At 68.9% G+C, this 25,457-nt stretch carries 19 protein-coding genes; 11 read left to right on the top strand and 8 right to left on the bottom strand.

Going from position 1 to position 25,457, the window contains the following annotated elements; all coding sequences use genetic code 11:
• Together ACAM49_RS26995 and ACAM49_RS26990 are read right to left on the bottom strand one after the other, a co-directional pair.
• Positions 1-1,017, bottom strand: a 1,017-nt coding sequence (locus ACAM49_RS26995; protein WP_369638354.1) for a polyprenyl synthetase family protein, incomplete at its 3' end; no start/stop codon positions are given.
• A 290-nt stretch (positions 1,018-1,307) separates the two neighbouring features.
• On the bottom strand, positions 1,308-2,156 hold the full coding sequence (locus tag ACAM49_RS26990; RefSeq protein ID WP_369638353.1) for a lysophospholipid acyltransferase family protein: 849 nt from the start codon (positions 2,154-2,156) through the stop codon (positions 1,308-1,310).
• A gap of 433 nt (positions 2,157-2,589) precedes the next feature.
• On the opposite strand from ACAM49_RS26990, the gene ACAM49_RS26985 reads away from it, so the two are divergent.
• Entirely contained in the window at positions 2,590-4,014 is a 1,425-nt protein-coding gene (locus tag ACAM49_RS26985; RefSeq protein WP_369638352.1) for a DUF1254 domain-containing protein, read from the top strand.
• 74 nt (positions 4,015-4,088) lie between these two features.
• On the opposite strand, the gene ACAM49_RS26980 is transcribed toward ACAM49_RS26985, so the two are convergent.
• Positions 4,089-4,853: an ABC transporter permease gene (locus tag ACAM49_RS26980; protein WP_369638351.1), complete on the bottom strand. Its 765-nt coding sequence runs from the start codon at positions 4,851-4,853 to the stop codon at positions 4,089-4,091.
• The gene (locus tag ACAM49_RS26975) at positions 4,850-5,803 is read right to left on the bottom strand and encodes an ATP-binding cassette domain-containing protein (protein WP_369638350.1); all 954 of its coding nucleotides are present in this window, start codon (positions 5,801-5,803) and stop codon (positions 4,850-4,852) included. Before ACAM49_RS26975 ends, ACAM49_RS26980 begins: the two co-directional genes overlap by 4 nt.
• Positions 5,804-5,920: 117 nt before the next feature.
• On the opposite strand from ACAM49_RS26975, the gene ACAM49_RS26970 reads away from it, so the two are divergent.
• Positions 5,921-6,652, top strand: coding sequence for a TetR/AcrR family transcriptional regulator (locus ACAM49_RS26970; RefSeq protein WP_369638349.1), 732 nt, complete (start codon positions 5,921-5,923; stop codon positions 6,650-6,652).
• A gap of 257 nt (positions 6,653-6,909) precedes the next feature.
• Here the strand turns inward: ACAM49_RS26970 and ACAM49_RS26965 are convergent, their stop codons facing one another.
• Positions 6,910-8,169, bottom strand: a complete 1,260-nt coding sequence (locus ACAM49_RS26965) for an MFS transporter (protein WP_369638348.1) — start codon at positions 8,167-8,169, stop codon at positions 6,910-6,912.
• A gap of 123 nt (positions 8,170-8,292) precedes the next feature.
• Between ACAM49_RS26965 and ACAM49_RS26960 the strand changes: the two genes are divergently transcribed.
• Both ACAM49_RS26960 and ACAM49_RS26955 read left to right on the top strand, forming a co-directional pair.
• The gene (locus ACAM49_RS26960) at positions 8,293-9,180 is read left to right on the top strand and encodes a LysR family transcriptional regulator (RefSeq protein WP_369638347.1); all 888 of its coding nucleotides are present in this window, start codon (positions 8,293-8,295) and stop codon (positions 9,178-9,180) included.
• 68 nt (positions 9,181-9,248) lie between these two features.
• Positions 9,249-10,508, top strand: coding sequence for a hypothetical protein (locus ACAM49_RS26955; RefSeq protein WP_369638346.1), 1,260 nt, complete (start codon positions 9,249-9,251; stop codon positions 10,506-10,508).
• On the opposite strand, the gene ACAM49_RS26950 is transcribed toward ACAM49_RS26955, so the two are convergent.
• Positions 10,505-12,934, bottom strand: coding sequence for a bifunctional serine/threonine-protein kinase/ABC transporter substrate-binding protein (locus ACAM49_RS26950; protein ID WP_369638345.1), 2,430 nt, complete (start codon positions 12,932-12,934; stop codon positions 10,505-10,507). The two genes, ACAM49_RS26955 and ACAM49_RS26950, sit on opposite strands and share 4 nt — an antisense overlap.
• Before the next feature lie 76 nt (positions 12,935-13,010).
• Positions 13,011-14,327, bottom strand: coding sequence for a lipase family protein (locus ACAM49_RS26945; RefSeq protein WP_369638344.1), 1,317 nt, complete (start codon positions 14,325-14,327; stop codon positions 13,011-13,013).
• 330 nt (positions 14,328-14,657) lie between these two features.
• Between ACAM49_RS26945 and ACAM49_RS26940 the strand changes: the two genes are divergently transcribed.
• Positions 14,658-16,604: a CocE/NonD family hydrolase gene (locus ACAM49_RS26940; protein WP_369638343.1), complete on the top strand. Its 1,947-nt coding sequence runs from the start codon at positions 14,658-14,660 to the stop codon at positions 16,602-16,604.
• Here the strand turns inward: ACAM49_RS26940 and ACAM49_RS26935 are convergent.
• The gene (locus tag ACAM49_RS26935) at positions 16,531-18,435 is read right to left on the bottom strand and encodes a CocE/NonD family hydrolase (RefSeq protein ID WP_369638342.1); all 1,905 of its coding nucleotides are present in this window, start codon (positions 18,433-18,435) and stop codon (positions 16,531-16,533) included. The two genes, ACAM49_RS26940 and ACAM49_RS26935, sit on opposite strands and share 74 nt — an antisense overlap.
• A 509-nt stretch (positions 18,436-18,944) precedes the next feature.
• Here ACAM49_RS26935 and ACAM49_RS26930 point away from each other — a divergent pair.
• The 6 genes from ACAM49_RS26930 to der all read left to right on the top strand — a co-directional run.
• Complete coding sequence (locus ACAM49_RS26930) at positions 18,945-19,841, top strand: ParA family protein (RefSeq protein ID WP_369638358.1); 897 nt, start codon at positions 18,945-18,947, stop codon at positions 19,839-19,841.
• A gap of 212 nt (positions 19,842-20,053) precedes the next feature.
• On the top strand, positions 20,054-20,920 hold the full coding sequence (locus ACAM49_RS26925; protein ID WP_369638357.1) for a ScpA family protein: 867 nt from the start codon (positions 20,054-20,056) through the stop codon (positions 20,918-20,920).
• Positions 20,921-21,345: 425 nt separating this feature from the next.
• Complete coding sequence (gene scpB / locus ACAM49_RS26920) at positions 21,346-22,011, top strand: SMC-Scp complex subunit ScpB (RefSeq protein WP_369638356.1); 666 nt, start codon at positions 21,346-21,348, stop codon at positions 22,009-22,011.
• Between the two features lie 11 nt (positions 22,012-22,022).
• On the top strand, positions 22,023-23,534 hold the full coding sequence (locus ACAM49_RS26915) for a pseudouridine synthase (protein ID WP_369638341.1): 1,512 nt from the start codon (positions 22,023-22,025) through the stop codon (positions 23,532-23,534).
• Positions 23,535-23,599: 65 nt separating this feature from the next.
• Positions 23,600-24,268 (top strand): (d)CMP kinase, encoded by a 669-nt coding sequence (gene cmk, locus ACAM49_RS26910; protein ID WP_369638355.1) that lies wholly within the window; start codon positions 23,600-23,602, stop codon positions 24,266-24,268.
• Positions 24,265-25,457, top strand: a 1,193-nt coding sequence (gene der, locus ACAM49_RS26905; RefSeq protein ID WP_369638340.1) for a ribosome biogenesis GTPase Der, incomplete at its 3' end; no start/stop codon positions are given. The genes cmk and der, both read left to right, overlap by 4 nt.

Below are 25,457 nucleotides of genomic sequence, written 5' to 3'. Positions count from 1 at the left end.
GGGGGCGCGGGCCAGGGTGCGCTGGGACAGCAGCCAGCGGTCGCGGATCATGCGCTCGACCTTGGGGCGGGCGGTGGCGGCGAGGATCTGGCGGCAGACAGCGGCGCCGCGGGCGTCCAGGCGCGGATTGCCGATCAGGGCGTCGAGCTGGGCGTGCTGCCGGGGGTCGGCGTAGCGCAGCGCCAGGGCGAGCAGGACGGTGTGTTTGCCCTCGCGCAGGTCGTCGAGGGTGGATTTGCCGGTGCGGGCCGGATCGCCGAAGATGCCGAGCAGGTCGTCCTGGAGCTGGAAGGCCTCGCCGAGCGGGCCGCCGAAATCCGAAAGCGCCTGTGCCACTTCGGGTCCGGCCCCGGCCAGCGCGGCGCCCAATTGGAGCGGGCGCACCACGGTGTAGGCGGCGGTCTTGTAGCGGATGATCTCGAGCGCCTGGTCGAGATCGCGGGTGGGGCGTCCGGTGGTGAGCAGGTCGAGGTACTGGCCGTAGTGGACCTCGGTGCGCATGGCGTCGAGAACCGGTGCGGCAGCGGCGGTTTGAGCCTCCGATAGACCCGCGGCGTGTAGTAATTCCTGCGACCACACCAGCCCGAAATCGCCGATCAGCAGCGCGGCGTGGGTGCCGAAGCGGCCGGCCGCGCCGCGGTCCCGGGCACTGCGGTGGCGGTCGGCCACGGCGCGATGCACGGTGGGCTGATCCCGGCGGGTGTCGCTGTCGTCGATGATGTCGTCGTGAATCAGCACCGCGGCGTGGAACAACTCCACCGCGGCGGCCACCCGCACCACCTCCTCGGGTAGTCCGACGCCGCCGCCCGCGTACCAGCCGAGCACGCAGAACAGCGGGCGGATGCGCTTGCCCCCGGCGAACAGGAACGAGCGCACGGCGTCCACCACATCCGCGGGCAGTCCGGCGGCGGCCGCGGATTCCGCTTTGCCACTGAGGAATTCGTAGAGGGCCGCTTCGACGCGCGCCCGCATGGCGCTGCGATCCAAAGGCGACACGGTGATCGTGGCGGTGCTCATCGGTACCTCCGCAAGGCGTGCGATCGATGATCTTGCGCGCCAAGGGGATCCGCTCGGCGCGAATTGGGGATATCCCGAAATTCGTTAGTGTTCAGCGAATGCGACGAGTAGGGCTTGACCTGAAGAAAGTGTATAACGGGCGGCGGCCGACCGTAAAGCGTTACCCGCCAGCATCGTCGAGCACGAACAGGTGAACGAAAACAAGGATGCCACGCGCGGCGCCCTCCGCGCATGGCATCCTCGATGGCTTCTCCGACGAAAACCGCTGTCCCCCTATAGCGGAACGGCGGCTACAACAGATCGGCCAGCCCCTTCAGCGGCCCGGGCAGCCCGGCCACATGCTTCTTGATGCCCGTCGCCACCGGGTTCGGGGTCTCTTCGCGCAGCCGGTCCAGCTCGGCCTGCATGGTGTCGACGGTCCGGGTGTAGAACTCGTCGACGAGTCCGTCGTCCTCCGGATCGCCCGGCTGGGTGGACCAGTCCAGGGCGGGCAGGAAGCTGACGGTCACCGAGGCCGGCAGCGGCAGCTGCGGCAGGATCGGGGCGACGCCGAAGGGCAGGCCCACGGTGTAGGGAAACACCTTGGCGCGCACCAGCTTGTCCAGTTGCAGCAGGCGCGCGGTGCGCTCGCCGCGGCTGAGCACGAAGATGGAGTCGTGGCCGCCGTTGGCGACCGCCGGGATCACCGGCACGCCCAGTTCCAGGGCGAGGCGGATGAAGCCCTTGCGCTCGGCGAAGTCGATCTTGCCGCGATCGGTCCACGGGCGGCACGCCTCCCAGTCGCCCCCGGGATACACCATGACCGCGCCGCCGTCCTTGAGGCCCTTGGCCGCGGACTCGCGCGAGGCCGGAATCACGCCGAACTGGCGCAGGCTGTCGCCGAGAATCGGTGCGCGCAAGAGAATGTCGTGCGCCACACCATAGGTGGGCTCGTCGGGGCGGTGCTCGAGCATCGCCATGAAGGTGATCCACACCTCGGGCGCCCAGTAGATGGACGAGTGATTGCCGATGACCAGCGCCGGTCCGGACACGGGCAGATTCTCCACGCCGGTGACCGTCGGGGTGAAGTAGTCGGTGTAGGCCCGGGCCAGCGGCAGCAGCGGGTGGTTCGGGTCGGGGATTACCTTGGTTTCGGTCATGAGCCATTCCTGTCGGTTGCTTTGCCGGGGACGGGCGGCACGCAACGACACTCCGGCGCTTCCCCTTCCGGATACCCGGATTTTCGAATCAACGCCGAGCCGAATTGAATTGCCCCCGGGTCACATCCCCATTGATAGCTCCGACGGCCGCGCACGCGCGGTCCTGATCAGCGTACGGACGTCGCTGCGTTGCGACAGATGCCCGTCACCGTCCTCCTGCGCCACCGACGTTATCAACCCCAAGCGCTTGCTTGGTAGGAAGTGTGCGAAACCCAACATTCATCCGGCTTTCTCCGGCGCGACTCGCGGGCTTCGACCTAGGATGGCCGATTTCCTCTGCGGCATAAAATGACTGCTCGTCCGCTCGAACAGCTCGGCACGATCCTCCCGCTCCTCCTCGATCTCCACGATCTCCGCGGCGAAGGGAATGCGTGTGCGCGACAACGGGTTCGACCATCGGCTCGATCGCAGGACCCTGCTCGGACTGGGGGTGACGGCGCTGGCGGCGCTGAGCCTGCCCGGCTGCTCGCGATCGACCGCCTCGGGCGGGCAGGCCACCACGACGGCGAATCCCGACGACCCCGAGGCGATTGCCGCCGACGCCTACGTCTTCGGCTATCCGCTGGTTCTGATGGACGTCACCCGCGTCGCCGCCGGCGGGTCGAATCGCTTTCTGCACGCCCAGGATCTGCCCACCAGCAGCGCGCGCTCGGTGGTGCGGATGAATCTGGACACCCTCTACTCCAGCGCCTGGCTCGACCTCGGACCCGAACCCATGGTGTTGCAGGTGCCCGCCATGCCCGGCGGCCGGTACTGGCTCATGCAGATCATGGACGCCTGGTCGAATACCGTGCAGGATCCCAGCAGCGCCGATCCGCAACTGGCCGACCACCGCTCGGGGCCGCCGTTCGCCTATGCCATCACCGGCCCGAACTGGTCGGGCACCCTGCCCGAGGGCCTCACGCCACTACCGGTGCCGACCCCGACCGCGTGGCTCATCGGCCGCATCCAGGTCAACGGCGAGGACGATCTGCCCGCGGTGCACACGCTGCAGCAGCAGTTGAAGCTGATGCCGCTCGGCGATTGGATCGCGGGCAAGCCCGCACCCACCGACAGCCTCCCCCGACCGCGGGGCGACGCGCCGCCGGATCAGGTGGCGGCCATGGACGCCAAGACCTTCTTCGACCGCATGTGCGCGGTACTGGCGGTGAATCCGGCCGCGCCCGCGGACGATCCGATGATGGCGCGGATCGCCGCCATCGGCGTCACACCCGGCGGCACCGTCGACGCCCAGCCCGCCGATCTGCTGGCCGCGGCCGTCAAGGACGCCCAGCACCGGATCGTCACCTACAAGGATCCGGAGGGCAAGGATCTCAACGGCTGGAAGTTCGCCACCAATCTCGGTACCTACGGCATCGACTATCCGCTGCGGGCCAATGTCGCCTACACCGCGCTGGGCGCGACCCGCGCGCGAGACGCGCTGTACCCCACTATCGCCGAGGACGCCGACGACCACGGCATCCCGCGCCGGTTCCGGCTGAAGTTCCCCGCCGGGCAGCTGCCGCCCGCCGACGCGTTCTGGTCGCTGACCGCCTACACCGCCGACAGCTACCTGGTCGAGAACGACGCCGACATCTATTCGGTCGGTCATGCCGTGCCGGTGGTACCCGGACCGGACGGTTCGGTCGAGCTCGCCATCCAGCACGCCGATCCGGGACCGGCTGTGCCGAAGGGCAATTGGCTGCCCATCCCGGCCGCGGGCCGGTTCTCCCTGACCCTGCGGCTGTACGCCCCCACCCGGGAGGCACTCGACGGCAAATGGCAACCGCCGGGACTCACTGCCGTCCCGGCGGGCTGAAAGACCGTGAGATGCGCCGGAATCCGACATCACGGACTTTCATGCCCTAATGCGCATATCGGCGTATTGATATGTCAAGCGTTGCTGCGGCGGAGCAGCAGGGCGGCGAACAGGTAGCCCGCCAGGGCGATTCCGGCACACCAGGCCAGGGCGGTCGGCGCGGACTCCCCCACCGGGGTGTTCATGAGCAGGCCCCGCACCGTCTCGGCGATCGAGGTGACCGGCTGATGCTCGGCGAAACCGCGTAGCCAGCTCGGCAGCGTGTGCACCGGCACGAAGGCGCTGCTCACGTAGGGCAGGAACATGAAGATGAACATGAAACCGTTGGCCGCCTCCGGATTTCCGACCAGCAGACCGAGCGCCGCCGCCAGCCAGGACAGCGCGAGCACGAAGCAGGAGATCATGCCCGCCAGCGCGAGCCAGCGCAGCGGATCCGAGGTCGGGCGGAAGCCGATGGCGACCGCGACCAGGATCACCAGGCCGGTGGTGAGCAGATTGCGCAGCACGCTCTCCACCACGTGCCCGGTGAGCACCGCGGTCCGCGAGACGGCCATGGCCCGGAAGCGGTCGATGATGCCGGTGTGCATATCGGTGGCCACCGCCACCGCGGTGCCGCCGGAGCCGAAACCCGCGCACAGCAACAAGATTCCGGGCACCACGTAGTCGATGTAGGAGCCGCCCACATTCATCGCGCCGCCGAAGACGTAGACGAACATGAGCAGGATGGTCACCGGGATCGCGAAGGTCATGATCATCGTGTCCGGGCTGCGCAGGGTGTGGCGCAGATTGCGGCCGACCATGGAGACCGAGTCCTGGGCGGCATGGGTGAGAGTGCTCATCGCACAGCCTCTTTCACGGTGGCGCCCGTCAGGGCGAAGAAGACGTCGTCGAGATCCGGTGTGTGAATGGACAATTGGTCGATGGCCACGGCGTGGTCGTCGAAATGGTCGAGCAGCTTGCGGATATCGCCGACGCTGCCGTCCGAGGGGACCCGCAGGGCCAGCTGTTCGGGATCCACCTCGGCCATCGGGACCGCGCGGGCCGCGGCGGCCAGGCCGTTCTCCTCGGCGAATCCGATCCGGATGTGGCCACCGGGCACCAGTCGCTTCAGCTCCTGCGCACTGCCCTCGGCGACGATGCGGCCGCCGTCGAGAACCGCTATGCGGTCGGCCAATTGGTCGGCCTCCTCCAGGTATTGGGTGGTGAGGAAGATGGTGACGCCATCGGCGACCAGCCCCCGGATCACCCGCCAGAGCTCGCGGCGGCTGCGCGGATCCAGGCCGGTGGTGGGCTCGTCCAGGAACACGATGCGCGGCTGACCCATCAGGCTCATGGCGAGGTCGAGGCGGCGGCGCATACCCCCGGAGTAGGCGCCCGCCCGCTTGCCCGCGGCGTCGGTGAGCTCGAACTGCTCCAGCAATCGCGCTGTGCGACCGGCGGTTTCCCGCGAGCCCAGATGGAGTAGCCGCCCCATCAGCCGCAGGTTCTCGGCGCCGGTCAGCACCTCGTCGACCGCGGCGAACTGGCCGGTGACGCCGATGAGGGCGCGCACCGCGTCCGGCTCCCGCACCGGATCGCGGCCGCCGACCCGCACCGCTCCCCCATCGGGCCGGTTCAGCGTGGTGAGGATGCGGACCATGGTGGTCTTGCCCGCGCCGTTCGGCCCGAGCAGGGAGAACACGGTGCCGGCGGGGACGGCGGCGTCGATGCCGCGCAGCACTGCTTGGTCGCCGAAGGATTTGGTGAGCCTGCTGACCTCGATGGCGAGGCCGGGCGTGGATGTGGTCATGGGTTCCCCCTGGATCGGACTGGCTGGTTCCAAACTGTTTATGCCATACACTCTGTTTATAGGCTACACAGTTTTGGCGATGGCGCAAGATAGAAGCGAACGACGACAGGAGGTCAGATGAAGCGGCCGGACGTGCGCGTCCTACCCAAGTCGGTGAAGCTGCTCTGGAATCTGGACAACGCGGGCACTCGCGGGCCCAAACGCGGGCTGAGCCTGGAGCAGATACTCGACACCGCGATCGCGATCGCCGACGCGGAGGGCTACGGCGCGCTCTCGATGGCACGGGTCGCCAAGGAGCTCGGCTTCACCACCATGTCGCTCTACCGGTACGTCGACAGCAAGGACACGCTGGTCGAACTGCTGCACGACCGCATCTTCGACATCCACCCGGAGCTACCCGAGGGCGACTGGCGGGCGGCGCTGGAAGCCTGGGCCTGGGCCGAATTCCGCGCCATCCGCGCCCACGACTGGTGGCTCGACATCCCCACCACCTCTCCCCCGCTCGGCCCCAACAACATGGCGTGGCTCGAGGCGGGCTTGACCGCGATGTCCGGTCTGAACATCCCGGAGCCGCTCAAACTTCAACTGCTGCTGAATCTTTCGATCTACGTCATGGGCCGCACCCGATTCCTGCGCGACACCATCCAGCAGGCCAAGGAGGACATCGACTACAGCGGCATTCTCGGGGAGGTGCTGGACCCCGAGAAGTTCCCCGCGGTCACCAGCGCCCTGTCCAATCGCGCCTTCGACGATGACGACATGCACTGGGAGGAAGCCGATTTCAGCTTCGCCCTGGCCCGGCTGCTGGATGGTTACCAGGTCTTCATCGATTCTCTCGGCGGGCGCTGATCAAGCCTGCGTAAACACTGCGATAACCCGCGCATGTCGCCTTGACCTGCGGGATCGCGTCGGGCCACCCTGGAGGGGCAGCCACCGGAACGGACGCGGCAATGGTCGGGGACCTTCTTCTCGCAACCTCGTGGCGTACGAAAGATCGTGCGGTGGCGCGGTTTTCACCGAGGAGTTGCCATGGCCGAAGTATTGCGTTCCACCCTTGCGGCCGGTGCCATGGTGCTCATTCTCGGCGCGGCGAGCGTGGCCTTCGTCTACGGCGGGGTGCCCGCGGAACCGGGCTCGGCCCGGCCGGTCCCCGCGACCGTCGGGGCCGAGCGGCCGGCGACCGCCAAGGCGCTCACCAGGATCGCGGCCAATCCGAACAGCGCGCAGACGCAGGCCACCAACCCGATCCAGCCGCCCGCCGCGTACGCGATCCCCGCACCGCTGCCGATCACCGCGCTGCCCAGGTAGTACGCGAACATGTAGAGCGACGATGCGGCACCGCGGTTTTCGGCCAGCGTGCCCACCCACGCGCTGGCCACCGTGTGCGCGCCGAAGAACCCGGTGGTGAACAGCAGGATCCCGATCAGCACCGTGCCCAGATGGTCCGGGATGGTGACGAGCGCGCCGAGGACCATCAGCGACAGCGACGCGACCAGGATGCGATGGTGTCCGCGGCGATCGGCGAGCCGGCCCGCGTAGGCGGAGGCGACGGTGCCCGCGAGATACAGCACGAACACCGAACCGGCCAGGGCCGCGGGCAATTCGAACGGCCGGTGGGTGAGCCGGTAGCCCAGGTAGTTGTAGACCGAGACGAAGCTGCCCATCAGCAGGAAGGCCAGGCCGAACAGCGAGAGCAGTCCGCGATGGCGCAGCTGCCGCCCGAGATCGCCGAGCAGTGTGCCGAATCCGCCCGGGCGCGGGGCGAATCCGCGCGAGGGCGGCAGCGTGCGGGCGAACCACACGGTGCACAGCGCCGCCGCGACCGAGACCGCCACCTCCGCCCACCGCCACGAGCTCACGCCCAGGGCGATCGACGGAATCAACCGGCCCGCCAGTCCGCCGATCGTCGTCCCCGCGATGTACACGCCCATGGCCGCGCCCAGTCCGGCCGCGCCGACCTCCTCGGCCAGATACGCCATGGCCACCGCGGGCACCCCGGCCAGCGCGATTCCCTGCACCGCCCGCAGCCCGAGCAGCAGGTCCAGGCTCGGCGCCAGCGGCAGCAGCAGACCCAGGGCCGAGGCCAGCACCGCCGAGCCGATCATGACCTTGGTCCGCCCGATCCGCGCCGACAGCACCCCCGCCGGAATGATCGCCAGCGCAAGGAAACCCGTGGTCAGCGAGACGGCCAGGGCCGCGTGCGCGGGCGGCACATCGAAGGCGGCCGACAGGCTCGGCAGCAGCGACTGGGTGCTGTACATGGCGGCGAAGGTGGTCAGTCCGGCCGCGAAAAGGGCGGTGGTGACTCGCTTCTCATGGCTGGCCGACGGCCGATCGAGTGCGGCGAGCCCCTGAACGCTGGTCATCGGTTCCTCTCGAAGCTGTCTGCTGCGGATGTGCGAGATCCAGGGTGCGACGCTGGCGTTTAGAACGGAAATGCATGATGATTGAGACGCTAATGCGGAGACGGCATAAAGTGAGGAGGCGGCGTGCTCGGCGCGGATCTGGAGTGGTTCACGACACTCGCCGAAACCGAGAACGTCAGCGTCGCCGCCGACCGGCTGCACCTCGCGCAGCCCACGCTCTCGCGCATGCTCGCCCGGCTCGAGCGCCGACTCGGGGTGCCGCTGTTCGATCGGCACGGCAAGCGCATCCGGCTCAATGACTACGGCCGCCTCTACTACGAGCACGCCCGCCGCGCCCGCGCCGAACTGCGCGCGGGTGAGCAGGCCGTCGCTGATCGGGTCAATCCGGCCAAGGGTGTGGTGCGGCTGTCGTTCCTGCACTCCTTCGGCAGCGGGCTGGCGCCGCAGCTGATCGGGGAATTCCGGCGCAGTTCCGGCCGTATCGATTTCACGTTGTTCCAGGGCGCGGCGGAGGTGATCACCCGGCAGGTGCTCGACGGGGAGGCCGATCTGGGGCTGGTGTCGCCGCGGCCCAGCGAGCCCGGGATCGGCTGGCACACATTGTTGAATCAGCGTCTGGCGCTGGCGGTTCCGGCCGATCACCGGCTGGCGGGGCAACGGCAGATCCGGCTGGCCGAGCTGGCCGAGACCGAATTCATTGCCATGCACCCGGGTTTCGGCATGCGCCGCCTCTTCGACGAACTCTGCGCGGCGGCGGGGATCCGGCCGCGCATCGCCTTCGAATCCAGTGACCTGGTGACGGTCTGCGGACTGGTGGCGGCCGGGCTCGGGGTCGGACTGGTGCCGGTGGAGGAATCGATGCCGCCGGGCATCGCGGTGGTGCCGCTGGCCGATGCGGGGGCCTCGCGCGATGTCGGCCTGATCTGGTCGGCGGCGGCGACACCGTCGGAGGCCGTGCGGCGCTTCCGGGATTTCGCGGCCGAATGGGCAACCCGCCGTCATGCCTGGTGAGGGGCTTTCGCGCCCACTGTTACGGTGACTGAACGGTAACTGACTTGTAGCTTCGACCCAGGGAGCCCGTGCAGCCACCTCGTCAGGTCCTCGACACCGTCGCCGCGAGCGCCGCCGCCGCGGTCGCGTGCCTGGCGCTGATCGTGCCCGTCGACACCGGCTGCGGACCCGTGGAGTCCTCGGCGCTGCAGATGACCCTGCTGACCATCACGGTGCCGCGCGCCACCGCCGCGGGCGCGGTCGTCGCGGTGCTCGCCGCAGTCTGCGTGAGCATGTTCGGGCCGCGCGTGGCGTGGGCCACCGCCACCGTCACCGCGCTTCTCCTGGCCGGGGACCACCTGCTGGTGACGGCGACGCCCGCGAGCCTGTCCACCGCCAACTTCGTCGATTCACTGTCGGCGGGCGTGCTGCTCGGGGCGGCCGGGGCCGGGGCGCTCGAATATCGGCCGCCCGCAATCGGATACCTGTTCGGGGCATTGAGCGGGCTGGCGATCGGCGATCACCTCGAGTTCTCGGGAAGCGCGCACGAGGGCCGGACACTGGTCGAACGGGCCTTCAACGATCTGCCGCCGACCTGGCTGACCGTGCCCACGGTGGGATTGCTGGCCATCTGCTGGCTGAGTCGGCGGCGACCGGTCGACGTCTATCCGACCACGCTGAATCTCCCGTTCGGGCCGGTGCTGGCCGCGGCCGTGGTGATCACCACCATCACCGTGGTGCCCGAACGGCTCATGCATCCCGGCGCCGCGCCGCTCGCCATCGCGGCCGCCGTCCTTATCACCCTCGCGGCCACCGTGTTCGCCGCACTGCTGCTACCGGGGCGCGACGGCACCCTCACCCTGCTGGCCGTGGCGCTCGCGGGCATCGGCAGCGCCATTGCCGTTGGCGCCCAGGCACATTGGAAACTCGCCCCGATGCTGATCGCGATGAGCCTGGGCCTGGCGGCGGGCCTGCTGCGCCCGGCCCCGCTCGCGGCGGGCGCGGGCGTGCTCGCGGCGGGAGTGTTCGCGCTGCTCGGTCCCACTGCCCCGCAGGATGATTCGTGGCCGACGCTCATCGGCAGCTGCGCCGTCGCCGCGCTGGCCGGATACAGCTTCGGCGCGGTCCGCACCCGCATTGCCGCGAGCGTCGTGCTGCCGCTGGGGATTCTGTTGTTGCCGTCGGCGGTGCTCACGCTCGAAAACCACAGCTGTGCAAACACATCGACGCACAGCAGCGCGTTGGACGTCACCGAGAACCGGCCCGGCTGGACCGGCCTGGCGCTGGCCGTCGGCTGCCTGCTCGTGATTCTCGGACTCCGGCGGCTGCGGCCCGAACCGGCCCCTTAAGACAATCGATACAGCCAGAGACGCGGATCGGCGGGCTCGCCGGTGGCGGTCCAGCCGTAGGCGTGGGCGATGCCGTCGGCGTGATATTTGTGCAGGTAGTCGCGCAGGTCGGTGCGCTGGGTGTGTCCGGAGACGATGCCGCGCAGGACGATCGCGGTCAGGTCGTAGGCCTCGACGGCGTACGTGGAGGCGTCCTGGCCCGCACTCGACTTGTAGTCGGTGAGGAAGCCGTCCGTCGCCGGACCGCACGAGCAATCCACGATCGTGCCCGCCGCGGCCGCCCCTGCGGCGTTGCGGAAGGCCGGGTCATAGGCGCCGTCACCCAGGACGAAAGTCGCTGCGACACCGGCGCTTCGGAGCTTCTTCAGCAGGTTGGCGGCGTCCTGCGAGTAGCCCGCGAAGAACACCGCGTCCGGGTTCGCCGCCGCCACCGTGCCGACGGCCGCGCCGGGATCGCCGCCGCGATCGAAGCTGGCCTGGCAGTCCGGCAGCGCCGCGCGACCCAGCCCTTGAATGACCGCGGGGGTCAACTCGCCTTCGTAGCCGTCGCCGTTGTCGCGCACCACGCAGACCCGGGAGAAGCCCGCGGTGGTCGCCAGATAGCGGCCCAGCGCCGGGCCCTGCACCTTGTCATTGGCCAGGCCGCGGAAGAAGCCGGACCAACCCTGCTGGGTAAGAACCGGATTGGAGGCCAGCGGGGTCAGGAACGGCAGGCCCGCGTCGTCGAGGGTGTTGCCCGCGCCCATCACCTCCGGGGACAGCGCCGGACCGATCACCGCCACGATGGATTTGTCCGCGGCGATCTGCTTGGCGGCCTGCGCCGCGGTCGCCTGATCGCCACCGGTGTCGAAGGGCAGCACCTTGACGGGGCAGGCGCGATTCCCGCCCCGGAGGAATTGGGACAGGGCCAGATTCACCGCGGCGAGCACGTTCTTGCCCAGGGCCACGGTGTCTCGATCGCCCGACAGGGGCACCGCGGCCGCGATGGACACCGCGGGGCACGGCAGCCTGCCGTCATTCGCGGGATCCTCCACCGAGACCGGTGCGGCGACGCGCCTGCCCTGCGCGTCGATCTGCAGGAACGGGCCGAAGCCGGGCAGGATCGCGGCCTGCGCGCCGGTGTCGAGCACGGGTCGCGGGGGTGCGGGGTCCGAATCGGAATGCCGTGTCGTCCAGATGATTCCGGCGGCGACCGCGAGCACCACCGCCAGCGTCCCGGCACCGGCGGCGATCCAGCGGCCGCGGGGACCGGTGCGCGCCGCCGTATCGAGCCGGTGCCGCGCGGTACTCGGCCCCTGCCCCGACGCGTTCGGCCCCTGCCCGACCGGGGTCGACCCCTGCCCTGCGGTGTTCAGCCCCCGGACCACTTTGGTCGGTCCATGCCCCGTAGCGTTCGGCTCCAGCTCCGCGGGATTGAGCCCGGGGCCTGCGGTATTCGACCCGAGCAGAGAGGTGTCCGCCTCGGTGAGAGCCTCGGGCAGGGTAGTGACCACCGCCGTGGCGCCGCCCTGCCCACCGGAGGCGTGCTCGCCGGGGTGCAGCACGCGTGTCGAATTCCCGGCCCCCGCGCTCGGCGGCAGGGTGGACTCGGCGACCTCCGACAAGGTCCGCGCCGCGGCCTCGGCGAACGCCCGGCACGACTCGTAGCGGGCATCGGGCCGCTTGGACAGCGCTCGCGCGACCACCGCGTCGAGGGCGGCGGGCAGTTCGGGGCGGCGATCGCTGAGCCTCGGCACCGGATGCTGTAGGTGGCCGGTGACGACCGCGGCGACCGTCTCCGCCTGGAACGGTGTCGACCCGGTGAGCAGCCGGAACAGCGTGCACGCCAGCGAGTATTGGTCCGAGCGCTGGTCGAGCGCGCTGCCCGACAGCTGTTCGGGCGAGGCGTAGGTGATGGTCGCGGCCAGCGTCCCGGTCCGCGTGATCTGCGCCGAATCGTCGCGCAGGCGCCCGATTCCGAAGTCGGTCAACAGGATCCGCCGCTCCTGCCACATCGGCGGCTGGGTCAGCAGGATATTGGCGGGCTTCACGTCCCGGTGCACGACGCCCATCGAATGCGCGTAGTCGAGAGCCTTGGCGGTCTCGGCGATGATGTGCACCGCCTCGCTCGGCGGCAGCGTGAACGGATCCAGCGTCGAGGCGTCCCCGCCGTCCACGTACTGCATGGCGATCCACAAGCGCCCGTCCTCGACCCCGCGGTCGTGCACGGTCACGATATTCGGGTGATCCAGCCGCGCGATCAGCTCGGCTTCCCGCTCGAACCGGGCGCGAGTCTCCGCCTGCGAGGCCAACTCCCGGGCCAGCAGCTTGAGCGCCACCAACCGCGGCAGTCGCGGATGCCGGGCGAGAAAAACCTCCCCCATCCCACCCCCGCCGAGCTGCCGCTCGATCAGATATCCCGCGAATTCCTCGCCCGCACGCACCATTCGGCCCCTCGCGCCACCAAAATCCCCCAAACCCTACCGTTTCTGCCCGCCTCGGGGCGCGGGGACGGCGCAACGGTCAGTTCAGGGGACGGCCGGTGAGGACACGGGTGGCCACACCCAGCAGGCTGCGGAAGCCCGGCAGCGAATTCGGGGAGAAGGCCAGAGACCACACGGTTTTCGGTCCCGCGGGGTCGAGGGGGCGGCCGGCGAAGCGGTCGGAGAGCCAGTCGACCACCAGGGGCGTGGCGATGAGGGCCAGGGAGACGTGGCCGCTCAGGCGGTCGCGAATGTATTGCACGGGCGTGCCCACCTGCCGGTAGCGCCAGACCTGCTCGTCCATGTCCTCGACGGCCACCACGGTGTCATTGGTGGCCTGGACGACCAACATCGGGAAGACCGGGGCGGCGGTGACGGGGCGGAGTTCTTCGAAGATGTCGCGGAATTGAGGGTCGCGCAGGAGTTCGGCCATGCCGACCCGGCTGTGGTTGTCGACATTGCGGCGGATGCTGCGGAAGAGGATGGGGAAGATGGTGCTGGATTCGGCGTGCGCCATGAGGTCCAGGAAGGTGCGGTCGAAGCTGGCGCGCACGGCCTTGTCGAGATCGGGGTACGCGCGGCACAGGGCGGACAGGACCAGCGGGATCAGGCCGGAATAGATCGATCCGTTGATTCGGGCGAAGACGCTTTCCGGATCGCCGACCGGCGAGCCCGCCGACGCGCCGACGATATCGAGTTCGGGGGCATAGGTCGCGGCCATCTCACAGGCCCAGGTGGTGGCCAGGCCGCCGCCCGAGTAACCCCAGAGGGCGACCGGTGTTTCCGTGCTCAGGTGCAGCGGGTCGAAGGACTGGGCGGCCCGAATGCCATCCAGGATGCGGTATCCGGGCTCGCGCGGGACGCCGAAATGGCCGTCGCTGCCGACATGATCCGGAATCGAGAGCGTCCAGCCGCGCGCCAGCGCATTGGTGAAGATCACCATCTCGAACTGCGGGAACGAGCCGAAGGCATTGGAGCCCTGGCGCAGACAGTACGAGGGCAGGCCGCGCGCGACGACCACGTCGATGGCGCACTGGTAGGACACCAGCCGCTTGGGGGCCGCGGGATCGGCATCCGAGGGCTGCGCCACGGTCGTCACCACGGCTTCCGGTTCGCCGTGCACATCGTTGGTGCGATAGAGCAACTGCCAGGCGGAGATCCGTTGCGGAATCACCCCGAGCAGGCCCAACTCGACCCGACGCGCCCGAATCACGGTGCCGGGCGCGAGCGCGGCCAGGTCCTCCGGGGGTTGATAGAAGGGGTCGACGTCGGGCAGCACCGGAGCCCGCAGCGGTTCGACGCGCAGGGCCGGCCGGAGCGGCACCACCCCTGCGGAATCCTTGATGTCGACACTCATGAACACGCCTCCTGACGCCGAACCGGTCGAATGGTTCCACACGGTAACAATGCGGCGGAACCGGCTCGCGAGCTCCGATCATCAACGGAGCCAACGGGATCGGCGGCAGCAACCGGGTCCGTACCGCGGCTGCGATCGAAGACGCGACCCGAGGACGCCACGGCGAAGCCGGGGCAAACAATATTCAGTAGGGGGTATTAGGGGGATCGGCAATCTGGAACATGTTGCGCACCAGTGTGATTCACCATAGAGCTCGCTGGACGCCACTGTGCGGAACGCTTATGTTCCCAGATATCAAGTGACACAGCGAAGCCGGAGGTATGCGCCGCCATGGCCGATCCGATCCCGCCGTTGCAATCCCTGCCACCCGATGCGCGATTCGACATCGGACCCGAGCTCTACCGGTACACGCACCGGTTGTCCGACATCCCGATTCGGATGCGCGACGGCGTCGTGCTCTCGGCCGATCTGACCCGGCCGGGTGATCGCAGCGGCCCGGACTCCGGGCCGCTGCCGGTGGTCGTCAACTTCACCCCGTACAACAAGATCTTCTTCCGGGGCAGCGGCGGCCCGTTGCCCCGGGCCATCGGCCGCTGGGTCGGGCCGTCGGATCGTCGCCGCTTCACGGGCCGGGACCTGCTGCACACCCCCGCGGGCGGCCTGTTCGATGTGCTCGCGGCGAGCCGGACCCTGGTCGAGCGCGGCTACGCCTACCTGATGGTCGATGTCCGCGGCACCGGCAGCTCGACCGGCCGCTGGGACTTCTTCAGCGAGGACGAACAGCGCGACTATCTCGAGGTGCTGGCCTGGGTGCGCGAACAATCCTGGTGCGACGGCCGGCTCGCGCTGACCGGCATCTCCTACAACGCCATCGCCGCGCTGGTGGCCGCGGGCCTGCGACCCGAGGGGCTCGAGGCGGTGTTCGCCGTCGAGGCCGGTGAGGATCCCATCCGCGAACTGGGACTGACCGGCGGCGTGCCGTCGCCCGGAATGGCGGCGTGGATCGCGGCCGTGAACGGATTCAAATGGATTCCGGCGGTCGGCGGCCTGCGCGCCGCCGGGGCATTGCGGCAGTATGTGCGTGATCGATTCGCCGAACCGATCAGCTGGCTGAACCGGGCGCTGGCCATCGCGTTCACCGAACACGCCGACGGCTACCTCAATCCCGGGTACGCGGCGAGACTTCCACGCCTGGAACGGATTCAGGCGCCCACCTGGTTGCACGGCGGCTGGCACGATGTCTACAACCGATCCAATTTCCGCATGTACGAGCGGCTTCCGATGCCGCCCGGGGTCAAACAGCTGGTCGTCGACGAGAGCTACCATGTCACGCCCGGCTGCGGACACGGCGCGGACGGCGCTCCGGCGCGGCTCGACGAGTTGCAGTGCGCCTGGTTCGATCGCTGGGCCAAGGGCATCGACAACGGCATCGACCGCTACGGCCCGATCACCGTGCGTCAGCTCGGCGGCGGGTGGGTCGGCCGCGACCGGTTCCCGCATCCGGAGGCGAAACTCCATCGGCTCCATCTGAACGATCCGCTGGGACCCGGTGCCACGCTGACGTCTTCGCCGCCGCGACGCCCGAGGCGACTTCGCTTGCCCGCCCGGCGGCCGAGCCTGGCGTCCAATAACACCGCGGTTATTTCCATGGGTATCTCGACCCTGTTCGGCACCCGCTACGGTTCCGACGACCGCGTGGCCGAAGCGACCGCGATCACCTTCACCACCGCGCCGTTCGCCTCGGAGGCGATCGTGTCCGGTCCGATGAACCTGCGCCTGCGGGCCGAGGCCGACGGCACCGACGCCTTCTGGTCGGTGACGGTGACCGACGTCGGACCCGACGGAGCCTCGGCGCCGATCACGCGCGGCGCGCTGCTGTCCTCCCTGCGTGCCGTCGACGAGGCCGAGAGTACCTATGTCGATGGCGAACTGGTGGTGCCCGCGCATCCGCTCACCGCCGAATCCGTGCTGCCGGTGACGCCGGGTGAGCCGTTCGACATCGACATCGAGATCAATCCGACCGAGGCGATCATCGACCCGGGTCATCGCCTCCGGGTCGCGATCAGCGCCTCCGGTTTTCCCCGCCACGCGTTGAGCCTGCCGCAGCGCCGGAAGGTCAAGGGCCAGTACCTCATCCTCGACCCACGGAATCCGGGCTACCTCACGTTCACCGCCGTCGGCCTGCGAATGGCCGAATCGGTCGTCACTCCTGCCGATAAGACTGGAAGCTCAGATAACTCGGGTGTTCCGGGTCGAGAACAACCGTCTGGCGGGTGATTCCGCGCTTGCGCCACGGCGGGATGAGGTGCCGCGGGAAGCTGGTGTGGCTCACCGCTATTCGCAGCCGGTGCCCGGCGCGCACGAGCGCCTCGGTCGGGTTGATCTCGATATCGATGTCGAAGGGGTGGCCCGGTCGCACGGGCCGGGCGGAGTCGGCGGTGAGCGGGTGCATCGGGAACAGGAGTTCGCCGTCGACGTAGTAGCTGGCGTCGGTGTCGGTGAACCGCAGTGAGGACAACAGGGCGCCGCGGGTGATCGGCACCGACGTGCCGTCGGGGTGCACATCGCAGACGGTGACCGACCAGAACGCGTCGGCGCCGTCCGCCTCGGCGCGCAGATGCAGGTTCATCGGCCCGGTGAGGGTCAGGTCGGTGTCCAGCGGCGGGCCGGTGAAGGTCACGGCGGTCGCCTCGTTGCGGCGATCGTCATTGCCGTGCTCGGCGCCCAGCAGCACGCTGATGCCCATGGTCATGACGGCGGTGTTGTTGGAGGCGGCGCTGACCCGCCCGCCCGGCAGCGGCAGCCGGGCCTCGGTGCCGGTCGGTGTCGGAGACAATCCGGCGTCGGTGCCCGCGTGGGTCGCGGTTCCGGTGGGGTCCTCGGTCAGATAGAGGCGCTGGACCCGGGCGTGGGGTGCCGGGTAGCGGTCGTGACTGAGCCACTTGCCGTCGCCCTGGCGGCGCAGGGTGATCGGGCCGTAGCGATCGATGCCGTTGTCGATGCCCTTGACCCAGCGGTCGAAGAAGGCCGTCTGCAGTTCGTCGAGCGCCTGCGGGCTGCCCGGATCGCCGAAACCGGAACCGGGGGTCAGATGGTAGGAATCGTCGACGAGCACCTGTTTGGCGCCGGCCTCGACCGGGATTCGGTCGTACATGCGGAAATTGGATCGGTTGTAGACGTCGTGCCAGCCCCCGTGGATCCAGGTGGGCACCTCGATCTGCTCGAGGTGCGGCAATTTGGACGCCCACATGGCATTGAGGTATCCGTCGGGATGGTCGGCCTCGAGGGCGATGCGCAGGGCGTGTCCGGTCCAGCCCGAGGGGTGGGTCAGCCGGTCCCGCAGGAATTTTCCGGCCAGGCCCGCGCGCAGCAGACCGGGCAACGCCGGAATCCACTTGGCGCCGTTGACCCCCAGGATCCAGACCAGCATGCCCGGGGTGAGCGCGCCGCCGGTGAGGCCGAGCTCGCGCGGCGGGTTCTCCCCGGCCTCGATGGCGAAGACGGCCTTGAGCCCCGCCGGCCGGCGCGCGGCGGTGTGCAATGCCGAGATCGCGCCGTAGGACAGGCCCATGACCGCGATATCGCCATTGCACCAGGACTGTTCGCGCACCCAGGCCAGCACCTCGACATTGTCCAGCTGCTCGCGCGGGCTGAAGAAATCCCAAGCGCCGGTGGAGGTTCCGGTGCCGCGGACATCGACCATGAGGCCGACGTAGCCGCGGGCCACCGCGGTGCGATTGATCGCGAACGGCTCGAGCACCCCGCCCGCCGGTGTGCGCACCACGTCGCGCGCGGTCATTCTGGTCCGGTCCGAGGCCCGGACCCGGCCCGCGAGCCGCCGCGTCGTCTTGTTCATCCGCATGACATGGCGGTTGAGCATTTTGTTGTACGGCGTGAAGTTGACGATCGCGGGCAGCGGTTCGGACGTCGGGCCGTCGGCGGTGCCCGGCCGCAGGATATCGGCGGTGAGAATCGCCCCATCCGACATCTCGATCGGAATCGTATTGTGCGCGAAGAACTTCGAATACCGAACCGGCCCTATATCGAAACGGTGGTCGGGTGGGACGGGAATCTCGGAGGGCAGGGCGGTGGTCAGCGGTTCGGCCATCGTGTTCCTTCGACGTCGATGTCGTTGCAATCCGAGAATACATTGTCTGGGACACTAGACATGCGTGATGACCGCCCGATCGATACCCAATCCGTCACGCCGCCTTGCGATCCGAGCGGGTTCGGGATGGGGCGAGGACGCGAGGGGCGAAGGGGTGTCGGTTCCGCCTGCGAACGGCCGCCGGTTCGGCGCGATTGCGACGGATTCGGGCGTATCTCTCCTGATCTGCTGGGAACATGCTTGTGACCCCGTAACCTGCTGTCCCACAACGCGAGAGTGCCTCCGACCAGTCAAGAGAGCGGGCCGAGGGTGCCCTTACCGTCCCTGAAGTGCAGGTTTACAGTGCGTGTCCGAGCGTTGGTCTTGCGCGAACAGGCGGTAGCGTCTAAGAGGGACCGGTACGCACACGCGGCCGGGCGCGTCGTTCACGGCAGGTCGGTGGACGGGGTAAGGGCAGGAACGTCGAAGGAGCAGCGGACGTGACGACTACCGGTGGTGCGGGCCAGCGGATCGAAACCGCCGCGCAAACGCTGTGGGAGGCACCCGATGTGGTGCACGACGCCAAGCAGGTCGGGCCGACCGGGCGGCCGCTGCGCGAGATTCCGATGCCGCCCGAACCCGATCACACCGCACCCGCGCTGATCGTTGCCATGTGCAACCAGAAGGGCGGGGTCGGCAAGACCACCTCGACCATCAATCTCGGTGCGGCGCTGGCGGAGTACGGGCGCAAGGTGCTGCTGGTAGACCTGGATCCGCAGGGCGCATTGTCGGCGGGACTCGGTGTGGCGCACCACGATCTGGACGTCACCGTGCACAACCTGCTGGTCGGGCCGGGCAAGGTGAATGTCGACGACGTGCTGATGAACACCAAGGTCGACGGGATGGATCTGCTGCCGTCCAATATCGACCTGTCGGCGGCGGAGATCCAGCTCGTCAACGAGGTCGGCCGGGAGCAGACGCTGGGCCGTGCGCTCGCGCCGCTGCGCAACCGCTACGACTACATCCTCATCGACTGCCAGCCGTCGCTGGGTCTGCTCACCGTCAATGCCCTGGCCTGCGCCGACGGCGTCATCATTCCGATGGAGTGCGAGTACTTCTCGCTGCGCGGGCTGGCCCTGCTCAACGACACCGTGGAGAAGGTGCGGGACCGGCTGAATCCCGAGCTGGTGCTGTACGGCATCGTGGTCACCATGTTCGATGCCCGCCTATTGCATTCGCGTCAGGTCATGACGCGCGTGGTCGAGGTGTTCGGCGACCTCGTCTACGACACGGTGATCTCGCGGACCGTCCGCTTCCCCGACGCCAGCGTCGCCGGTGAGCCCATCACCACCTGGGCGCCCAAATCCGGTGGCGCGGAAGCCTATCGGGCCATGGCCCGGGAAGTCATCCAGCGGTCGGGCCGTTGAGCGATTCTCTCGACTCGGCGTCCGCGCACCACCCGGCGGACGCGGAACTCGACCTGCCCGGGGACGATTCGCCGTCCCCGGGCGCTGCTGTGTCTTCGGATGACGCCGCCACGCAATCGGACGATTCGGACTTTTCGCTCCTGGCCGACATCGCCGCGGGCGGGGATGAGGAGATCGCCGACGCGTCGCCCGAATCCACGGTTGTGGCGGACATCGCTGGATCGGGCGAGGCTGCGGTAGGGGATGATTCGGGCAAAGGCGGCAAATTCCACCTGAATCTGACCAACTTTCAGGGGCCGTTCGACCTGTTGCTGCAGCTGATCAGTTCGCGGCGGCTGGATGTCACCGAGATCGCGCTGCACAAGGTGACCGACGAGTTCATCGCCTATACCAAGGCGTTGACCGCGAGTCTGTCGGGTGAGCAGGGGCTGCGGGCGGACAAGATCCTCGATCAGACCACCGAATTCCTGCTCATCGCGGCCACTCTCCTGGATTTGAAGGCGGCCCGGTTGCTGCCGTCGGGCGAGGTGTCCGACGAGGAGGACCTGGAACTGCTGGAGGCGCGCGACCTGTTGTTCGCGCGGCTGCTGCAGTACCGCGCGTTCAAGCAGGTGGCCGAACTGCTCGGTGAGCTGGAGGCGGCGGCGCTGCAACGGTATCCGCGCGCGGTGTCGCTGGAGGAGCGGTATCTGGAGCTGTTGCCGGAGGTTACGCTGGGGGTGGACGCCGCGGAATTCGCCGACGTCGCCGCCACCGTGTTCCGGCCGCGACCGAAACCGCGGGTCGGCCTGGATCACATCCACGCCCACGCGATCTCGATCGCCGAACAGGCCGCCCTGGTCCTGGAAATGCTGAAGAACGCCGGCGCCGGCGGCTGGACGACCTTCCACGACCTCTGCGCCGACTGTGAGCTCCCGATCCAGATCGTGGCCCGCTTCCTCGCCCTGCTCGAGCTCTACCGAGGCAAAACCATCGAGTTCGACCAGCCCGACCCCCTGGGCCCGCTCTCCATCAGCTGGATCGGCGAGCTCGAAGACCAACCCGCCCAACCAGTGACGATCGAAGAGGACTACGGGTGACCGAGGTGCAGAACTTGGGAGACGACGTGCACGACCAGGCCGCCGACAACCAGGCCGCACCCCAACTCACTCCCGCCCAGCGCATCATCGCCGAAGCCGCCGCCGCGGCAAAGGCCGAAGCAGCCGGAGCAGGCACCCCGGCGACGGCCCGCACGGCCGCCCCGGATACCCCCGAGTCCGCCCACACAGCCACCGACCTCGTCACAGAGATCGCAGGCTCCGCCGCCCCGCTCCCCGAGGCAGAGACAACCGACCCCGGCGCTGAATCCAGCTCGGCCCAGCCCGGATCCGAGGAGGCGGCGCTGGACTCCGATGCTGCCGAGCTCGACATAGTGGCGCGGGATTCCGGCGCGACAGATCGTGGCGCGAGCCCGGCCACGCCAGACCCGGATGAAACGGGCGCGGCTTCGGCCGACTCGCAGGCGATTGGCGGCGCTGTCGATTCGGAGGAGTTCGAGGACGAAGAGGAGCTCTCGGAGGAGGAGTTTCGGGCGGCGCTCGAGGCGATGCTGCTTGTGGTGGATGCGCCGGCGCCGGTGGAGTTGCTGGCTTCGGCGTTGCGGGATCATCCGATGCGGGTCGAGACGGCGTTGCGGGAGATGTCGGCGGAGTTGACGGCTCGGCGGAGTGGGATGGATCTCAGGTTCGTCGGGGATGGGTGGCGGTATTACACGCGGACCGAATTCGCTCCCTATGTGGAACGTATGCTGTTGGACGGCGCACGGTCGAAGCTCACACGCGCCGCTTTGGAAACCTTGGCGGTGATCGCGTACCGTCAACCGGTTACCCGAGCACGCGTGAGTGCGGTGCGCGGCGTGAACGTGGATGGCGTGATCAGGACCCTGCTGGCGCGGGGGCTGATCGCGGAGGCCGGAGCGGACCCGGAGACCAACGGCACTCTGTACATCACCACCGAGCTGTTCCTGGAACGGATCGGACTTGCGTCACTGGCGGATCTGCCGCCGTTGGCCCCGCTGCTCCCGGGCGTCGATCTGATCGACGAGATCAACGAGAGCCTGGACACCGACCCCCGGTACACCAGGCTGAAGAAACCGGCCGAGGCCGATATCGACCTCGGTACCGATGATTGAAATAGGACAACGTGAATACACCCGCTCGCCGAGATGGCACACCGGATCGTAGAAAACGTGGCAGCGAACCGCCCAGGGGCGGTTCCCAGGCCGCCCGCGGCCGGACCGGAGACAACCGGTCCGCACGGGGCGGCGGCTCTTACGGCGGAGGCGGCTCCGCGAACTCCCGCGGCGGATCCCGCGGCGACTCGCCCTCCTGGGGCGGCAATTCCCGCGACTCGCGCGGCGGCTCCGGCTCGTACGGACGCGGCGGCAGCGGCTCGTATGACTCCCGCTCCGGCGGCTCCCGTGGTTCGTACGGCGAATCCCGCGGCGGCTACGGCGACAACCGTGGCGGTTCCTCCCGCGGCGGCTACGGCGAGAACCGTGGCGGTGCTTCGCGCGGCGGGTCGCGTGGCGAAAACCAGTGGGGCGGTGGCGGTTCGCGCGGTGGCGCGTCCTCGCGCGGCGGCTCTTCGTACGGAAACTCCGCGCGCGGCAATCAGTCTCGCGGCGACTGGGGTTCCGATTCCCGTGGCGCGGGACGCGGCGACAGCCGAGGCGGCGCGGCCCGCACCGGATTCGGCGAGGGCCGTACCGGTTTCGGCCAGGACCGCAACGCCTCGCGCGGCCGGATCGGCGGCGGCAGCCCGCTGGCCCCGCACACCTCGCCCAATACTCCGGCCAAGAAGAAGTCGGTCAAGCCGGTCAAGCAGGTTGTTCAGCCGGTGCTGATCAGCAATGCCAAGCCCGCCCGTCACCAGCACGTGGACCTGGAGGAGCGCGGCCCGAAGAAGCTCCCCTGGGGCGAGGGCGAGCGCCTGCAGAAGGTCCTCGCCAAGGCGGGTGTGGCCTCGCGCCGCGCCGCCGAGGAGATGATCGACGCCGGCCGCATCGAGGTCGACGGCAAGATCGTCCGCGAGCAGGGCCTGCGCATCGATCCGCAGACCGCGGTCGTGCGGGTCGACGGTGTGCGCGTGGTGGTCCGCGACGAGCAGGTGTACCTGGCCCTGAACAAGCCCAAGGGCTGGCAGTCCACCATGTCCGACGAGATGGGCCGCCCCTGCGTCGGCGATATCGTCGCCGAGCGAATCGCGGCCGGGCAGCGCCTGTTCCATGTCGGCCGGCTCGACGCCGACACCGAGGGCCTGCTGCTGCTCACCAATGACGGCGATCTGGCGCACCGGCTCATGCACCCGTCCTTCGAAGTGCAGAAGACCTACCTGGCCACGGTCAACGGCGAGGTCAAGAACCGCGAGATCGGCAAGCTGCTCAAGGACGGCGTCGAGCTCGAGGACGGCCCCGCCAAGGTGGACCGCTTCCAGGTGCTCGAGGTCGGCCAGGGCAAGTCGCTGGTGAAGGTGGTCCTGCACGAGGGCCGCAAGCACATCGTGCGCCGCCTGCTGGCCGAGGTCGGCCACCCGGTGACGGCGCTGGTGCGCACCCACATTGGACCGGTCGCGCTGGGCGATCAGCGGCCGGGCACGCTGCGTGTGCTGGGCCGGGACGAAATCGGGAAGCTCTACGAGGCGGTGTCGTTGTGAACGGTGTGGGAAGTCTGATCGACGCGGCCGGCGCGCTGACCGGATCGGCGCAACTGGTCGTGGCCATGGACGGCCCGTCGGGCACCGGCAAGTCGAGCGTGTCGCGCCAGCTGGCGACCCGGCTCGAGGCCAGCTACCTGGACACCGGGGCGATGTACCGGGTCGCGACCCTGCGCGTGCTGCGCAACGGCGTGGACCTCGACGACCCCGCCGCGATCGCGGTGGCGGTCAAGGAACTGCCGCTGACCATCGGCAACGATCCGAGCCGGGAGGTCATCCTGCTCGACGGTGAGGATGTGTCGAACGAGATCCGCGGCAACGAGGTGACCAAGGCCGTGTCCGCGGTGTCGGCGGTGCCCGAGGTGCGTGAGCAGCTCGTCGCCCTGCAGCGCGAGATCACCGCGGCGGCGGGCCGGATCGTGGTCGAGGGCCGCGATATCGGCACGGTCGTGCTGCCCGAGGCGGATGTGAAGATCTACCTCACCGCCTCGGCCGAGGCGCGGGCCTTCCGCCGCAACGCGCAGAACATCGCCGAGGGCCGCGGCGACGATTACCAGGCCGTGCTCGCGGATGTGCAGCGCCGCGACAACCTGGACTCGACCCGCAAGGTGTCGCCGCTGCGTCCCGCCGAGGACGCCGTGCTGGTCGACACCAGCGATCTGAACAAGGACGAGGTCATCGACGAGCTGTATCGCGTCGTGGCCGAACGGATTTCGGCGGGAGGCACGCAGTGACCCAGGACACCTTCGCCGGTGATGGCATCTGGTCGGACGAAACCGATTGGGACATCGCCGAATTCGAGGGCGAGCAGGACGCCGAACACATTCCGCTCCCGACGGTGGCCATCGTGGGCCGCCCGAATGTCGGCAAATCGACCCTGGTGAACCGCATTCTGGGTCGCCGCGAGGCCGTCGTCGAGGACATTCCCGGCGTCACCCGCGACCGCATCTCGTACGAGGCCAGCTGGGCCGGGCGGCGATTCATGGTGCAGGACACCGGTGGTTGGGAGCCCGACGCCAAGGGCCTGCAGCAGTCGGTGGCCCGCCAGGCCGAGGTCGCCATGCGCACCGCCGACGCGATCGTGGTGGTCGTGGACGTCACCACCGGCGCCACGTCCGCCGACGAGGCGGTCGCGAAGACGCTGCGCCGCAGCAAGACCCCGGTCATCCTGGTCGCCAACAAGGTCGACAACCAGAAGCTGGAGGCCGACGCCGCCGAGCTGTGGTCGATGGGTCTTGGTGAGCCGCACCTGGTCTCGGCCGCGCACGGCCGCGGCACCGGTGATCTGCTGGACAAGATCCTGGAGGTGATGCCCGAAACTCCGCGCGAGGGAACGGGTCTCACCGGCGGGCCGCGCCGCGTGGCGCTGGTCGGCAAGCCGAATGTCGGCAAGTCCTCGCTGATCAACCGGCTGGCGGGCGAGGAGCGCTCGGTGGTCCACAATGTCGCGGGCACCACCGTCGACCCGGTCGACTCGCTGGTCGAATTGGGCGGCAAGCCTTGGCGTTTCGTGGACACCGCGGGCCTGCGCCGCAAGGTGAGCAATGCCTCCGGCCACGAGTTCTACGCCTCGCTGCGCACCAAGGGCGCCATCGAGGCGGCAGAGGTCGCGGTCATGCTCATCGACGCCTCCGAGCCGATCACCGAGCAGGACCTGCGCGTCATCTCCATGGTCGAGGAGACCGGCCGCGCCCTCGTCATCGCCTACAACAAGTGGGATCTGGTCGACGAGGACCGCCGCGAGATGCTGGAACGCGAGATCGACCGCGAAATGGTCCAGGTGCGCTGGGCCCAGCGCGTCAACATCTCCGCCCACACCGGCCGCGCCGTCCAAAAGCTCGTCCCCGCCATGGAAACCGCCCTGGATTCCTGGGACAAGCGCATCTCCACCGGACGCCTGAACAACTGGCTCAAGGAAGTCAT

It is taken from the genome of Nocardia sp. JMUB6875 (assembly GCF_041154655.1).
Classification (GTDB): domain Bacteria; phylum Actinomycetota; class Actinomycetes; order Mycobacteriales; family Mycobacteriaceae; genus Nocardia.
Note: the sequence above shows the minus strand (reverse complement) of the source record. Positions and strands in the feature narration are given on the sequence as shown.

What these genes read in the sequence shown, in the direction of transcription:
- ACAM49_RS26980 (WP_369638351.1), bottom strand. Translation starts at nt 4,853, where the DNA reads ATGAGCACTCTCACCCATGCCGCCCAGGACTCGGTCTCCATGGTCGGC.
- ACAM49_RS26965 (WP_369638348.1), bottom strand. Translation starts at nt 8,169, where the DNA reads ATGACCAGCGTTCAGGGGCTCGCCGCACTCGATCGGCCGTCGGCCAGC.
- ACAM49_RS26950 (WP_369638345.1), bottom strand. Translation starts at nt 12,934, where the DNA reads ATGGTGCGTGCGGGCGAGGAATTCGCGGGATATCTGATCGAGCGGCAG.
- ACAM49_RS26940 (WP_369638343.1), top strand. Translation starts at nt 14,658, where the DNA reads ATGGCCGATCCGATCCCGCCGTTGCAATCCCTGCCACCCGATGCGCGA.
- cmk (WP_369638355.1), top strand. Translation starts at nt 23,600, where the DNA reads ATGGACGGCCCGTCGGGCACCGGCAAGTCGAGCGTGTCGCGCCAGCTG.
- ACAM49_RS26935 (WP_369638342.1), bottom strand. Translation starts at nt 18,435, where the DNA reads ATGGCCGAACCGCTGACCACCGCCCTGCCCTCCGAGATTCCCGTCCCA.
- ACAM49_RS26990 (WP_369638353.1), bottom strand. Translation starts at nt 2,156, where the DNA reads ATGACCGAAACCAAGGTAATCCCCGACCCGAACCACCCGCTGCTGCCG.
- ACAM49_RS26975 (WP_369638350.1), bottom strand. Translation starts at nt 5,803, where the DNA reads ATGACCACATCCACGCCCGGCCTCGCCATCGAGGTCAGCAGGCTCACC.
- ACAM49_RS26970 (WP_369638349.1), top strand. Translation starts at nt 5,921, where the DNA reads ATGAAGCGGCCGGACGTGCGCGTCCTACCCAAGTCGGTGAAGCTGCTC.
- ACAM49_RS26945 (WP_369638344.1), bottom strand. Translation starts at nt 14,327, where the DNA reads ATGAGTGTCGACATCAAGGATTCCGCAGGGGTGGTGCCGCTCCGGCCG.